Genomic DNA, 13,349 nt, shown 5'->3' on the forward strand with positions numbered 1-13,349 from the left:
ACCGGGCTGAGAGTCTCAGCCCGGTCCGGCGTTTTATGACGAGGCCGTTCAGGCCGCATGCCCGGGAGCCCGGGGGCGGAAGCCTCCGGAGTGGTTGCCCGGATCGGCCCGGCGGAGTATCAGCGCTTGCCGGACTTGGCCCCCTTCGGGGTGGCCAGCCGGCTGCCGCTCCAGTCCTTGCCCACGCTGGCGCTCTTGGTCGCCGACAGACCCGCAGTCGTCGCCGCTTCGGCGATGTCGCTCGGCTCCACGTAGCCGTCACGGCCGGTCTTCGGCGTCAGCAGGAGGATCGCGCCGCCCTCTTCGATGTACGTGGTGGCATCCACCAGTACGTCGGTCAGGTCGCCGTCCTCGTCGCGGAACCACAGCACCACGGCATCGGCGACGTCGTCGTAATCCTCGTCCACGAGCTCGCTGCCGATGACTTCCTCAATGGCCTCGCGGAGCTCCTGGTCGACGTCGTCGTCGTAGCCGATCTCCTGGACCACCTGCTCGGGCTGGAACCCCAGCCTTGCGGCAGGGTTCGTCCTCTCCTCCGCGTGGTCCGCGGTCGCGCTCACGGGTTGCCTCCTGATCATGTTTCTGGTTGGGGTCTCCCCCGGCTTTGTCGGAGCCTGGGGAGTCTTCTGGCCACGCGCGTGCGCGAAGCATTGGCCGTAGTCCACACGGACGGGGCGGATCGCGCAAGTACCCGGCCGTCGAGACCGCCGAAACGGTGACGATCCTGGCGGTGTCGACGCAACTCCAGGCACGGAATCGCGACACCTGGTGACGCGCACCACACCCTTCTGTCCGGTTTGCGAATTTCACGACCCTTGAAGGGTACGAGACCCGAACGACTTTGCGGAACGCGTCATGGACTGAGCGTATCGTTGCGTTTTGGCCGGGCACGTCCCAACGTACTGCGAGAACGTCCCGGTTACCTCCCAGTAGAGGTGACGATTCCGTTCACCGGGTACACGATGGGGAACGGTATGAACACAGCGAAGTACAGCCCCATCTGACAGCCCTCTGACAGCGAAGGAACAGCGTGGCTTCCGGATCCGATCGCAACCCGATCATCATTGGCGGCCTTCCCAGCCAGGTCCCGGACTTCGACCCTGAGGAGACTCAGGAGTGGCTCGACTCCCTCGACGCCGCCGTCGACGAGCGCGGCCGTGAGCGTGCCCGCTATCTGATGCTGCGGCTGATCGAACGGGCCCGCGAGAAGCGCGTGGCCGTGCCCGAGATGCGCAGCACGGACTACGTCAACACGATCGCCACCAAGGACGAGCCGTTCTTCCCCGGCAACGAGGAGATCGAGCGCAAGGTCCTCAACGCGACCCGCTGGAACGCGGCGGTGATGGTGTCCAGGGCCCAGCGCCCGGGTATCGGCGTCGGCGGTCACATCGCCACCTTCGCGTCCTCCGCCTCGCTGTACGACGTGGGCTTCAACCACTTCTTCCGCGGCAAGGACGAGGGCGACGGCGGCGACCAGATCTTCTTCCAGGGGCACGCCTCGCCGGGCATCTACGCCCGCGCGTTCCTCCTGGACCGGCTGAGCGAGCAGCAGCTCGACGCGTTCCGGCAGGAGAAGTCGAAGGCGCCGTACGGGCTGTCCTCGTACCCGCACCCGCGGCTGATGCCGGACTTCTGGGAGTTTCCGACCGTCTCCATGGGCCTCGGCCCGCTCGGCGCGATCTTCCAGGCGCGGATGAACCGCTACATGGAGGCGCGCGAGATCGCGGACACCTCCAAGTCGCACGTCTGGGCGTTCCTCGGCGACGGCGAGATGGACGAGCCGGAGTCGCTCGGCCAGCTGTCGATCGCGGCGCGCGAGGGCCTGGACAACCTGACCTTCGTCGTCAACTGCAACCTCCAGCGGCTCGACGGCCCGGTGCGCGGCAACGGCAAGATCATCCAGGAGCTGGAGTCGCAGTTCCGGGGCGCCGGCTGGAACGTCATCAAGCTGGTCTGGGACCGCACCTGGGACCCGCTGCTCGCACAGGACCGCGACGGCGTACTGGTCAACCAGCTGAACACCACGCCGGACGGCCAGTTCCAGACGTACGCCACCGAGACCGGCGCGTACATCCGCGAGCACTTCTTCGGGCACGACCACCGGCTGCGCGCGATGGTCGAGAACATGACGGACGACCAGATCCTGCACCTGGGGCGCGGCGGTCACGACCACAACAAGGTGTACGCGGCCTTCGCGGCGGCCAAGGCGCACAAGGGCCAGCCGACGGTGGTCCTTGCGCAGACCGTCAAGGGGTGGACGCTCGGCCCGAACTTCGAGGGACGCAACGCGACCCACCAGATGAAGAAGCTGACGACCGCGGACCTCAAGGGCTTCCGCGACCGGCTGCACATCCCGATCACCGACCAGCAGTTGGAGGGCGGCGCGCCGCCGTACTACCACCCGGGCCGCGACTCGGAAGAGATCCAGTACATGCACGACCGCCGCAAGAGCCTGGGCGGGTACGTCCCGACCCGCGTCGTGCGGTCTAAGCCTCTCGTGCTCCCCGAGGACAAGACGTACGCGAGTGTGAAGAAGGGCTCGGGTCAGCAGTCGATCGCCACGACCATGGCGTTCGTCCGACTGCTCAAGGACCTCATGCGGGACAAGGAGATCGGCAGGCGGTTCGTGCTGATCGCGCCCGACGAATACCGCACCTTCGGCATGGACTCGTTCTTCCCGAGCGCGAAGATCTACAACCCGCTCGGCCAGCAGTACGAGTCCGTGGACCGCGATCTGCTGCTCGCGTACAAGGAGTCGCCGACGGGCCAGATGCTGCACGACGGCATCTCGGAGGCGGGCTGTACAGCCTCGCTGATCGCCGCGGGTTCGGCGTACGCCACCCACGGCGAGCCGCTGATCCCCGTCTACGTCTTCTACTCGATGTTCGGTTTCCAGCGCACCGGCGACCAGTTCTGGCAGATGGCCGACCAGTTGGCGCGCGGTTTCGTACTGGGTGCGACCGCCGGTCGTACGACTCTGACCGGTGAGGGTCTCCAGCACGCGGACGGCCACTCCCAGCTGCTCGCCTCGACGAACCCGGGGTGTGTCGCGTACGACCCGGCGTACGGGTACGAGATCGCGTACATCGTCAAGGACGGGCTGCGCCGGATGTACGGCCCCGACAGCGAGGACGTCTTCTACTACCTGACCGTCTACAACGAGCCGATCCAGCATCCGGCAGAACCGGAGAGCGTGGACGTGGACGGCATTCTGAAGGGCATCTACCGCCTCAAGTCCGGTGATCAGGGCACCATCCCCGCGCAGATCATGGCCTCCGGTGTCGCGGTGCCGTGGGCGGTCGAGGCGCAGCGGATCCTGGCCGCCGACTGGAACGTGAAGGCGGACGTCTGGTCGGCGACCTCCTGGAACGAGCTGCGGCGCGAGGCCGTCGAGGTGGAGCGGCACAATCTGCTGCACCCCGAGGAGGAGCAGCGCGTCCCGTACGTGACGCAGAAGCTGTCCGGGGCCGAGGGTCCGTTCGTCGCCGTCTCCGACTGGATGCGGTCCGTCCCCGACCAGATCTCCCGCTGGGTGCCGGGGACCTACCAGTCCCTGGGCGCCGACGGTTTCGGCTTCGCGGACACGCGTGGGGCGGCCCGGCGCTTCTTCCACATCGACGCGCAGTCGATCGTGGTCGCGGTGCTGACCGAGCTGGCGCGCGACGGCAAGGTCGACCGGTCCTTGCTGAAGCAGGCGATCGACCGCTACCAGCTGCTCGACGTGCAGGCGGCCGACCCGGGGGCCGCGGGCGGCGACGCGTAGTTCGTACGTCTCCTGTTCGTACGTCTCCTGAGGGGCGGTGGGGCCACGGGCCCCGCCGCCCCTTTCGCTCTCTTCTTATTACTTACGATGCGGGCATGAAGGAGCAGTCGGCACAAGTCCGCTGGGAGCGGCGCACGCAGCGGCCGCTGCTGGGGTTCGCCCTGGCGTTCGCCGTCGCCTACGCCGTGCCGATCGTGTGGCCCGCCGCGGGTCACGACGTGGCGTCCGTGTGCACGGCGGTGGAGTGGGTGGTGTGGGGCGCGTTCGCGGCGGACTACGCCGCGCGGCTGATACTCGCCGAGCGGCGCAAGGAGTTCGTACGGACGCACTGGCTGGACCTGATCGCGGTGGTGCTGCCGCTGGTCCAGCCGATGCGGCTGCTGCGGCTCGTCTCCACACTGCTGCTGGCCGGGCAACGGGCCCGGATCGCCTCACAGATACAGCTCACGACGTACGTCGCGGGCTCGGTGGTGGGCCTGTTGATGTTCGGCTCGCTCGCGGTCCTCTCCGTGGAGCGGGAGTCGCCGAACGGGAACATCAAGACGCTGGGCGACGCGGTGTGGTGGTCGTTCACGACGATGACGACGGTGGGGTACGGGGACCACGCCCCGACCACCGGTCTGGGCCGCGTACTCGCGGTCGGTCTGATGCTCTCCGGCATCGCCCTGCTGGGTGTCGTCACCGCCAACATCGCCGCCTGGTTCATCTCCCGCTTCGAGATGGACGACGTCGAGGAACGCCGGCAGACGGCCGCGATCACCGCCCTCACGGAGGAGGTACGCGCCCTGCGGGCGGAGGTGGCGGCGCTGTCGCGGGGTACGGCGCCCGAAGGCACGCCCTTCACGGCGGTGCCGCACCCGGTGCCGGGTGCGGCGGAGGAGCACTCGCTCTAGTCAACGGCCGTGTGCGTAATGCGAGTCGGTGCGCGCCGTCGTCCTGGGCCGCGGTCAGAGCAGTCCGGTACCCGGGCCTGCCGTTCCGGCCAGCCACATGATGGCCAGCAGGGTGTCGATCGCGCCCAGAACCAGCGCGACGACGGCCGGGATGGGGCGGGCTCCGGCCCAACTGCGGCCCATGGCGAGCCAGCCGCAGACGATCGCCACCGGGCCGAGGATGATCCCCAGCACGAAGAAGCCGGCGATCGCGCAGATGAGTCCCACGGTGCCCAGCGTCGCGCGATCCGGCCCGGTCCGTGACCTCGTACGGCTACGTGAACGGGGGTACTTGCGCGTGCCGTGCTCAAAGCCCGCCATCATCCATCAACTCCTGAACTCCCGGTGAAGCTCGGTCGGTTCGGGTCGATATGCGGGTACCCCCGTATCCCGGCTTAAGACCTGGCGGCGCGCTGCCCCCCTCCGGCAGCGCGCCGCAAGTCCGGTCGTCCCCCCAGGCCGTACGGAGGACTTGACCCACTGTGACGTGCGGCGCGTGCCGGGTGCGAGGGATCTTTAGCGTTGTCACCCTGATAGGGGAAACGGCCCCTGGAACGGGCCTGGGGACAGGCCTTGGACAGGCCCTGGACAGGAACAGGTCCTAGATGTGGCCGGCGCCGGCGCCCGCCTCCGCGTTGGCGCCCCGCTTGGTGAGCAGTGCGACGAAGACCGCCACGACGGCGACCCCGGACGCGACCAGGCAGGCCAGGCTCATGCCGGAGATGAAGGTGTCGTGGGCGACGTCCGTGATCTGCGCGGCGAGGGAGGCGGGCGTGTCCGGGGTGACCGGCGCGGCGCCGACCTGGACCGCCTCGGAGGCCGCGTCCAGTTGCTCCGGGGTGAGCGGGGGCAGTTTGGCGTCGGCCCAGTTGCCCGCGAGGTCGCCGTCGACCTTGGAGGCCATCACGGCGCCGAGTACCGCCGTACCGAGGCTGCCGCCGATCTGCATCGCGGCCTGCTGGAGACCACCGGCGACACCGGAGAGCTCCATCGGCGCGTTGCCCACGATGACCTCGGTGGCACCGACCATGACCGGAGCGAGACCGAAGCCGAGACCGGCGAACCAGAGCGACATGACGAAGCTGCCGGTGTTCGTGTCCAGCGTGGACATGCCGTACATGGAGATCGCGGTGAGGGCCATACCGCCGGCGAGCGGGATGCGCGGGCCGGTCTTGGTGATCATGGCGCCGGCCAGCGGGGAGGCCACGATCATCATCCCGGTCAGCGGGAGAAGGTGCAGGCCCGCGTCGACCGGGCTCATCCCGTGCACGTTCTGCAGGTAGAAGGTGACGAAGAACAGGCCGCCCAGGAAGGCGATGGCCATCAGGACCATGAGGACCACGCCCGCCGACAGCGGCACGGAGCGGAACAGCCCCAAGGGGATCAGCGGTTCCTTCACCCGCTTCTCCCAGAAGGCGAAGAGCCCGAAGCAGAGCACCGAGGCGCCCAGGAAGGCCCAGGTCAGGCCGTCGCCCCAGCCCCAGGTCGGGGCCTTGATGAGGGCCCAGACCAGGCAGAACATGGCGGTGGACAGCAGGGCTATGCCGAGGACGTCGAAGGAACGGGGGGCGTTCGCCGCGCGGTGGTCGGTCAGGATCAGCGCGCCGCCGACCAGCGCGATGACGCCGACCGGCACGTTGATGAAGAACACCGACTGCCAGCTGACGTGCTGGACCAGCAGACCGCCGAGGATCGGGCCGCCCGCGGTGGACGCGCCGATGACCATGCCCCAGATGCCGATCGCCATGTTCAGCTTCTCGGCCGGGAAGGTGGCCCGCAGCAGACCGAGCGCGGCCGGCATGAGCAGCGCGCCGAACAGACCCTGCAGGACACGGAAGGTGACCACCAGGGCGATGCTGCTGGAGAACCCGATGGCCCCGGAGGCCGCGGCGAAGCCGATCACGCCGATGAGGAAGGTCTGCCGGTGACCGAACCGGTCGCCGAGCTTGCCCGCGGTGATCAGGGTGACCGCGAGCGCGAGGAAGTAGCCGTTGGTGATCCACTGGACGTCGGCGAAGCTCGCGCCGAGGTCCTTCTGGATGGCCGGGTTGGCGATGGCCACGATGGTGCCGTCCAGGGCGACCATCATGACGCCGACGGCGACGGTGAAGAGGGTGAACCACGGGTGGCCGCGCAGCCCCGAGGTCGGTGTCGGCCCGGAGACGGGTCCCGGGGCCTTGTCGGCCGGGCCCGTCGCGTCGACGGTGGTCTGACTAGTCATGTTTTCGAGGCTAGTGTCAGCCGCTGACAGTTGACAAACCAATTCACAAGTCGGTAACTGTCATGTCGCTCGCGGATACCCTGAACCGGGCAGAAGGTTCACAAGGTACAAACGGTCCGGAGGCGAGGGACCAGAGGAGAGGGAGCATGGACACGGCGGACCGGATCGGCCCGGCGCCACGACCAGGGCTGCGCGAGCTCAAGAAACAGCGCACCCGGGACGCGCTCCTGCGCGCCGCCCTCGAACTGTTCACCACCCAGGGGTACGAACGGACGACCGTCGACGAGATCACCGAGGCCGTCGACGTCTCGCAGCGCACCTTCTTCCGCTACTTCGCGGGCAAGGAGGAAGTCGCCCTCTTCACCCAGCGGCTCACGGAGTCGCGCTTCCTCGCCGCCGTACGCGAACGCCCGCCCCACGAAGCCCCTTTGGAGGCCCTGCGGCGCTCCGTCCTGGAGAGCTGGGACACCATCGGCGAGGCGATCGAGGCCGTCATCCCGATCGAACTGCACATGCGCACCTTTCAGTTGATCGAGTCGACGCCCGCGCTGCTCGCCGTCCATCTGCGCCGTTCCGCGGAGCTGGAGGAGGAGATCGCACGGGTGATCGCCGAGCGAGAGGGGCTCGACATGGACGCGGACCCACGCCCGCGCGTCGCGGTCGCCGTGTTCAGCGGAGTGATGCGCGTGACGGGCCGCCTGTGGGGCCGGGGCGAGGACATCAGCGTCGAGGCGATCCGCGAACTGACCGCCTCATATCTCGACCAGGTGGGGCCCGCATTGGCCGAGACATGGCGTACGGAATAACTCCTGCCGTACGGAGAGATGTTCGACCGGCGAACTGAACACCGCCCACCCTGCACGCAGAGTCACTCCGAGCCCACAGGATCCCGACTTCTCTCACTCAGCGTGAGTATTTAACTCAAACTGAACCCACTTTGCCCCAATCACCCCACCAGAAACGTGATCCGGCTCACTCGGTTAACGCGAGACCCGTTTGTTCTCCTAGTGTGTCCTCCCAGTGACTTCCTTCGACGCATCCCCCCAACTGAACGTCTGGCGCGCACTGCTCGCGCTGGCCGTGGTGTTCGTGATGCTGGCCACCAGTGGCTGGACCGCGATTCACAGCCATCGGGGGTCCTCGGCCCTCGAGTCCTCGCGCTCCTCGTGGGAGCACGGCAGCCTCGCCGGACACGCGCTCCCGGACACCGACTCCGCGCCGAGCGTCCTGGCCCGCTTCTTCGCCTCGCTCGACGCCGGTCAGCGCGACCGTCTCGTCCACCGCTACCCGCTCGCGGTCGGCAACATGAACGGGGCGCCCGTGACCCTGCGCTACCAGGCGAACCGCCTCGCCCTGGACAAGCAGCGCAAGGTCGAGCTCAAGCGCATGCACGACACCCGGCTCTCGCCGCTCGGACAGCACGAGGCGGGTCGCCGGATGCACCGCTACGAGGCGCTGCTCGAAAAGGGCCGCAAGATCCTTGCCTTCGACCCGATGGGGTCGGGCCGGATCGCCGAGGTCTTCGGAAACCTGGACACGGCCGAGCGCGTCTCGGTCGTGGTGCCCGGCGTCGACACGAACCTGCTCACCTTCCAGCGCACGGTCAAGAAGTACACCGCGCCCGTCGGCATGGCGCACTCCCTGTACTCGGCCGAGCACGAGGCAAGCCCCACGACGGCTACCGCCGTGATCGCCTGGGCCGACTACACCGCGCCCAGCGGGCTCGGCATCGACTCGGCCACCGCGATGCGCGCCGAGGAGGGCGCGGTCCGGCTGAACGCGCTGGTGCGGGCGCTGCCGGGGAGCTCGTCGGTCGCGCTGTACTGCCACAGCTACGGCTCCGTGCTGTGCGGGGTCGCCGCCCGGGAGCTGCCCTCACGGGTCTCCGACATAGCGGTCGCGGGCAGCCCCGGCATGCGGGCCGACACGGTCGGCGGACTGCACACCACGGCCCAGGTCTGGGCGATGCGCGACTCCGACGACTGGATCCAGGACGTACCGCATCTGGAGGTCGGTGGGCTCGGACACGGCGCCGACCCGGTGTCGTCGGGGTTCGGGGCGCGGGTCCTGTCCGCGCGGGACGCGAATGGCCACACCGGCTACTTCGAACCGGGCACCGACAGCCTCCACAACTTCGCGGAGATCGGCATCGGCGCGTACGGCTCGGTGGACTGCGCGCACACGGATGACGCGTGCCGGACGGGACTGTCCGGCGGGTCGTCAGCCTGACGCGCGTAGAAGCGAGAGGAACCGCGGTCCGCCAAGGGTGGCGACGCGAGCCTGTGTGCCGCATACGATGGCCCGCATGGGTGACGTACTGGCCGGATTTCATGCCGCCTGGGAGTTCGAGTCCGACTCCGTGCTCATCCGCTTCGAACGGGGAATCCGCACGCCGAAGCTGTTCCAGGCGCTCGGCGAACGTCGTATCCCGCTCGACGCGATCGCGGCGGTGACACTGACGCCCGGGAAGCGCGGCACGGTCGTGCTGCGCGCGGTTCCCAGACCGGGAGCCGATCCGCTGATCGAGGCGGCGGCGGGACAGCTCAAGGAGGGGTGCGACCCTTACCGGCTCGTGCTGCCCGCCGAGCGCGAGACGCTCGCCGAGTACTACGCGGACGAACTGCGCTCGCAGCTCACGAAGGACGACGAACCCGCCGAGCGGTATCTCGTCGGACCGCCCGAGGCGCCGCTGCACTTCAAGGCGTACGACGGCAAGGCGTCCTTCGACGGCAGGTCGGTGTCCTTCCGGTGGTTCTGGACGGGGGCCTCGTCGGCGAAGTGGAAGGCAGGCGACCAGACCTTCCCCGTCGCCGGGCTCAGCGGCGTCGAATGGCGCTCGCCCGAGGTCTTCGAGGGGCATCTGCGGCTGCTGCGGCGCGAGCCGGCCGTTGCTCAGCCCGTGCAGGCCGACCAGGATCCGGCGGCGGTCGTGTTCGGGCTCGGGTACGGGCCGGTGCATGAGTCGTTGCCGTTCGCGGCGGCTGTACTGGCTGCGATACGTGGCTCCGGCGGGGCGCCTGTACCGGCCCTCGCCCCTCCCGCGTCCCGGCGGGACCCCGCCGACATCGCCGAGCGGATCCGGCACCTCGGCGAGCTCCGCGACGCCGGCCTCGTCACGGACGAGGAGTTCTCGACGAAGAAGGCGGAGCTGCTGGCGGAGCTGTGACCGAGGGGGGCGGGGAGTTGGATTCGCCCCCTCCGCCCCTACCCGTCCCTTGTTCCTGGGGGCTCCGCCTCCAGACCCCCGTATCGCGCTGAACGCGCTCGTCCTCAAACGCCGGACGGGCTGAAAACCTCTAGCGCCGGCCGGGGAAAGATTCAGCCTCTCCGGCGTTTGAGGAGCGGGGGTCCAGGGGGCAGAGCCCCCTGGGGACGGGAATGGGTTGGGGCGGAGGGGGCGAAAGAAGCCTTGCCCCAGCCCGCTACTCCCGGCCCGCCGACGTGAAGTTCATGTCGGCGTAGCGGTCGCCCGCGACCTTTGCCGCGATGGGCTCCAGGAGGCCGAGCTCGGCCTCGCTGAGGACGATCCGGGTCGCGGCCGTGTTCTCCTCGACGCGCTTCGCCTTGGTGGTGCCCGGAATCGGCACGACGACGAGCCCGTACACGGCGGCCCGCTGCTGGGCCCAGGCCAGCGCGACCTGGCCGAGCGAGGCACCATGGGCGTCCGCGACAGCGCGCACCGGCTCCAGGAGCGCGGCGTTGACAGCCGCGTTGGCACCGTTGAAGCGGGGCTGCCGACGCCGGAAGTCATCCGCCCCCAGCTCCTTCTCGGCGTCCGCGAAGGACCCCGTGAGGAACCCACGCCCGAGCGGCGAGTACGGCACGAGCGCCACGCCCAGCTCACGCGCCACCGGAACCACGCCCGCCTCGATGTCACGGCTGAACAGCGACCACTCCGACTGCACGGCGGCGATCGGATGCACGCCCTGCGCCGCACGCAGCTCCCCGCCCGTCACCTCGCTCAGCCCGAGATGCTTGACCTTGCCCTCGCGCACCAGCTCGGCCATGGTCCCGACGGTCTCCTCGATCGGGACGTTCACGTCACGCCGGTGCATGTAGTAGAGGTCGATCACGTCGACGTCCAGCCTTCGCAGGCTCGCCTCGACGGCCTGCCGGATGTACGGCGCGTCGTTGCGGATGATCCGCTTGGTCGGGTCGTCCGGCGGGATCGTCATGGCGAACTTCGTCGCGATGACGAGTTCGTCGCGGTGCGCCTTGAAGAACGGGGAGAGGAACTTCTCGTTCTCACCCTGCCCGTACGAGTCCGCGGTGTCGAAGAGCGTGACGCCGATCTCCAGCGCCCGCTCCAGGGTGGCCCTCGACTCGTCGGCGTCGGCAGGCCCGTACGCGAAGCTCATGCCCATGCAGCCCAGCCCCTGCACCCCGACCTCGGGGCCGCCGGTACCGAGCTCCGCCTTCGCGATCTTGCTGTCCGTCATCAGGACCTCTCCGACGCCAGGGCACGCCCGGCGTCCGCGTAGAAAGTGATTTTGCGGTCGAGCACCGCGAGGGTGTCCTGGAGCTCGGCGATCCGGGACCGCACGTCCCTGCGGGTCGCTTCCAGGAGCTCGTAGCGCTCGATGTAGGTGTGGTCGCCCGCGCGCACCAGCTCCGCGTACCGCACCATGTCGGCGACCGGCATACCGGTGAGCCGCAGCTTGCCGACGAGGCCCAGCCAGTCCAGGTCGCGGTTGGTGTAGCGGCGCTGCCCGGTGTGCGAGCGGTCGATGTGCGGCATCAGCCCGATCCGCTCGTACCAGCGCAGGGTGTGCGCAGTCAGGCCGGTGTAGGCGACGACCTCGCTGATCGTGTAGTTGTCCTGACCGTCCGGGCGCCGCAGCTGCCGCTCAGGGGGCGCGACACAGACATCGGGACTTGTACCGGTCTCGGCGGCCTCGGCCGTGGTCTCCATCACCGTCATGACCTCCACGCTAAAACCTTGGAGTGCACTCCAAGCAAGCGGAAGCCAATAAAATCCGGTGACGTCGCCCGCTCGCGGTGTCTACGTTGCCGATCATGACTCTTGTACGCCGTGCCCTGCCCGAGGACGCCGAGGAAGTACTGCGCCTGCGCCAGGTGATGCTCGACTCGGTCTTCGGCCCCGATTCGCCCGGTACCTGGCACGCCGAATCACTCCCCACCGTACGGGGCAGGCTCGCCGACCCCGACGGGGACTTCGCGGCCTTCGTCATCGACCATCCGGACCGGCCCGGCACGCTGGCGGCACTCGTCGCCGGGACGATCGACTACCGCATCGGGCACGCGGGCGATCCGCAGGGCGCGATCGGATACGTCTTCAGCGTCGCCACCGATCCGGACGCGCGGCGCCGCGGCTACGCCCGCGCGAGCTTGGAGACGATCCTCGGCTGGTTCCGTGAACGGGGCGTCATGACAGTCGACCTCAACGCCACCACCGAGGGCGAGCCGCTGTATGCCTCGCTCGGTTTCGTGCGCAAGCCGGACCCCTCGATGCGGCTCCAGCTCTGAGCCGCTTAGGCTCGTACGCATGTCCTTGCAGAGCCTCGCGTTGATCGAGAACTGGCCCGTTCCCACCGCCGCGGCGGCCGTCGTCCGCGCGGACGGCGCGGTGCTCGGGAGCCATGGGCCCGGTGCGCGGCCCTTCCCGCTCGCTTCGGTGACCAAGCCGCTTGCCGCGTACGCCGCTCTCGTCGCGTACGAGGAAGGCGCGATCGAGCTCGACGAACCCGCCGGGCCCACGGGCTCGACCGTCCGTCATCTCCTCGCGCACACCTCCGGACTCGCCTTCGACCAGCACCGGGTGACGTCCGCGCCCGGGGAGCGGCGGCTGTACTCCAACGCCGGGTTCGAGGTGCTCGGGGAGCACATTGCCAAGGCGACGGACATTCCGTTCGGGGAGTATCTGCGGCAGGCGGTGCTGGATCCGCTGGGGATGGGGTCGACCACGCTCGACGGGTCGCCCGCGAAGGACGGAGTCTCGACGGTGGACGACCTGGTCCGCTTCGCCGCCGAGGTCCAGGCTCCGCGGCTCCTCGACCCTCGTACGGTCGCCGAGGTGATGACCGTCCAGTTCCCCGGTACGAAGGGCGTCCTGCCGGGGTACGGGCACCAGAACCCCAACGACTGGGGGCTCGGCTTCGAGATCCGCGACTCCAAGTCGCCCCACTGGACGGGAAGTTCGTCCTCGCCGCGGACCTTCGGGCACTTCGGGCAGTCCGGTACGTTCCTGTGGATCGACCCCGTCGCGGGGGTGGCCTGCGTGGCCCTCACCGACCGGGCGTTCGGGCCGTGGGCCGTCGAGGCGTGGCCGCCGTTCACGGACGCGGTGCTCGCCGACGTCAAAGAGCTGACGTCAAGAAGCTGACGTCAAGAAGTGGTGAACGAAGCGGCGGTTGAAGCTCCCCCTGAGACGGTGGCTGATCCGTTCGGCTAGCCTCCCCCTGCACACATGCCT

The 13,349-nt window shown here is 68.9% G+C and carries 12 protein-coding genes; 7 read left to right on the forward strand and 5 right to left on the reverse strand.

Annotation, left to right across the window (positions count from 1 at the left end; genetic code table 11):
• Positions 1-119: 119 nt before the first annotated feature.
• Positions 120-560, reverse strand: a complete 441-nt coding sequence (locus AB0N66_RS24175; protein WP_365438658.1) for a DUF3052 domain-containing protein — start codon at positions 558-560, stop codon at positions 120-122.
• Positions 561-1,030: 470 nt separating this feature from the next.
• On the opposite strand from AB0N66_RS24175, the gene aceE reads away from it, so the two are divergent.
• Positions 1,031-3,763, forward strand: a complete 2,733-nt coding sequence (aceE, locus tag AB0N66_RS24180; RefSeq protein ID WP_365438660.1) for a pyruvate dehydrogenase (acetyl-transferring), homodimeric type — start codon at positions 1,031-1,033, stop codon at positions 3,761-3,763.
• A gap of 95 nt (positions 3,764-3,858) precedes the next feature.
• Positions 3,859-4,656, forward strand: a complete 798-nt coding sequence (locus AB0N66_RS24185; RefSeq protein ID WP_365438662.1) for a potassium channel family protein — start codon at positions 3,859-3,861, stop codon at positions 4,654-4,656.
• Between the two features lie 54 nt (positions 4,657-4,710).
• Here the strand turns inward: AB0N66_RS24185 and AB0N66_RS24190 are convergent, their stop codons facing one another.
• On the reverse strand, positions 4,711-5,019 hold the full coding sequence (locus tag AB0N66_RS24190; protein WP_365438664.1) for a small hydrophobic protein: 309 nt from the start codon (positions 5,017-5,019) through the stop codon (positions 4,711-4,713).
• Positions 5,020-5,296: 277 nt separating this feature from the next.
• The gene (locus AB0N66_RS24195) at positions 5,297-6,916 is read right to left on the reverse strand and encodes an MFS transporter (RefSeq protein WP_365438666.1); all 1,620 of its coding nucleotides are present in this window, start codon (positions 6,914-6,916) and stop codon (positions 5,297-5,299) included.
• A gap of 146 nt (positions 6,917-7,062) precedes the next feature.
• Between AB0N66_RS24195 and AB0N66_RS24200 the strand changes: the two genes are divergently transcribed.
• The 3 genes from AB0N66_RS24200 (at position 7,063) to AB0N66_RS24210 (ending at position 10,082) form a co-directional block, all read left to right on the forward strand.
• Positions 7,063-7,722 (forward strand): TetR family transcriptional regulator, encoded by a 660-nt coding sequence (locus AB0N66_RS24200; protein WP_365438668.1) that lies wholly within the window; start codon positions 7,063-7,065, stop codon positions 7,720-7,722.
• Positions 7,723-7,936: 214 nt separating this feature from the next.
• The gene (locus AB0N66_RS24205; protein WP_365438670.1) at positions 7,937-9,145 is read left to right on the forward strand and encodes an alpha/beta hydrolase; all 1,209 of its coding nucleotides are present in this window, start codon (positions 7,937-7,939) and stop codon (positions 9,143-9,145) included.
• Positions 9,146-9,212: 67 nt separating this feature from the next.
• Positions 9,213-10,082 carry a DUF4429 domain-containing protein gene (locus AB0N66_RS24210; protein WP_365439046.1) on the forward strand — a complete coding sequence of 290 codons (870 nt, stop codon included), beginning with the start codon at positions 9,213-9,215 and terminating at the stop codon, positions 10,080-10,082.
• A 256-nt stretch (positions 10,083-10,338) separates the two neighbouring features.
• On the opposite strand, the gene AB0N66_RS24215 is transcribed toward AB0N66_RS24210, so the two are convergent.
• Both AB0N66_RS24215 and AB0N66_RS24220 read right to left on the reverse strand, forming a co-directional pair.
• The gene (locus AB0N66_RS24215) at positions 10,339-11,355 is read right to left on the reverse strand and encodes an aldo/keto reductase (RefSeq protein WP_365438672.1); all 1,017 of its coding nucleotides are present in this window, start codon (positions 11,353-11,355) and stop codon (positions 10,339-10,341) included.
• The gene (locus AB0N66_RS24220; RefSeq protein ID WP_365438674.1) at positions 11,355-11,837 is read right to left on the reverse strand and encodes a MerR family transcriptional regulator; all 483 of its coding nucleotides are present in this window, start codon (positions 11,835-11,837) and stop codon (positions 11,355-11,357) included. Before AB0N66_RS24220 ends, AB0N66_RS24215 begins: the two co-directional genes overlap by 1 nt.
• Before the next feature lie 95 nt (positions 11,838-11,932).
• Here AB0N66_RS24220 and AB0N66_RS24225 point away from each other — a divergent pair, with 95 nt between their 5' ends.
• Together AB0N66_RS24225 and AB0N66_RS24230 are read left to right on the forward strand one after the other, a co-directional pair.
• Positions 11,933-12,403: a GNAT family N-acetyltransferase gene (locus tag AB0N66_RS24225; protein ID WP_365438676.1), complete on the forward strand. Its 471-nt coding sequence runs from the start codon at positions 11,933-11,935 to the stop codon at positions 12,401-12,403.
• A 19-nt stretch (positions 12,404-12,422) separates the two neighbouring features.
• Positions 12,423-13,259: a serine hydrolase domain-containing protein gene (locus AB0N66_RS24230; RefSeq protein WP_365438678.1), complete on the forward strand. Its 837-nt coding sequence runs from the start codon at positions 12,423-12,425 to the stop codon at positions 13,257-13,259.
• Positions 13,260-13,349: the final 90 nt, after the last annotated feature.

It is taken from the genome of Streptomyces sp. NPDC093544 (genome assembly GCF_040683495.1).
Lineage (GTDB): Bacteria > Actinomycetota > Actinomycetes > Streptomycetales > Streptomycetaceae > Streptomyces.

Excerpts from the sequence above, each read along its gene's own strand:
- AB0N66_RS24185 (WP_365438662.1), top strand. The coding sequence starts at position 3,859 with ATGAAGGAGCAGTCGGCACAAGTCCGCTGGGAGCGGCGCACGCAGCGG.
- AB0N66_RS24190 (WP_365438664.1), bottom strand. The coding sequence starts at position 5,019 with ATGATGGCGGGCTTTGAGCACGGCACGCGCAAGTACCCCCGTTCACGT.
- AB0N66_RS24195 (WP_365438666.1), bottom strand. The coding sequence starts at position 6,916 with ATGACTAGTCAGACCACCGTCGACGCGACGGGCCCGGCCGACAAGGCC.
- AB0N66_RS24200 (WP_365438668.1), top strand. The coding sequence starts at position 7,063 with ATGGACACGGCGGACCGGATCGGCCCGGCGCCACGACCAGGGCTGCGC.
- AB0N66_RS24210 (WP_365439046.1), top strand. The coding sequence starts at position 9,213 with ATGGCCCGCATGGGTGACGTACTGGCCGGATTTCATGCCGCCTGGGAG.
- AB0N66_RS24215 (WP_365438672.1), bottom strand. The coding sequence starts at position 11,355 with ATGACGGACAGCAAGATCGCGAAGGCGGAGCTCGGTACCGGCGGCCCC.
- AB0N66_RS24220 (WP_365438674.1), bottom strand. The coding sequence starts at position 11,837 with ATGACGGTGATGGAGACCACGGCCGAGGCCGCCGAGACCGGTACAAGT.
- AB0N66_RS24225 (WP_365438676.1), top strand. The coding sequence starts at position 11,933 with ATGACTCTTGTACGCCGTGCCCTGCCCGAGGACGCCGAGGAAGTACTG.
- AB0N66_RS24230 (WP_365438678.1), top strand. The coding sequence starts at position 12,423 with ATGTCCTTGCAGAGCCTCGCGTTGATCGAGAACTGGCCCGTTCCCACC.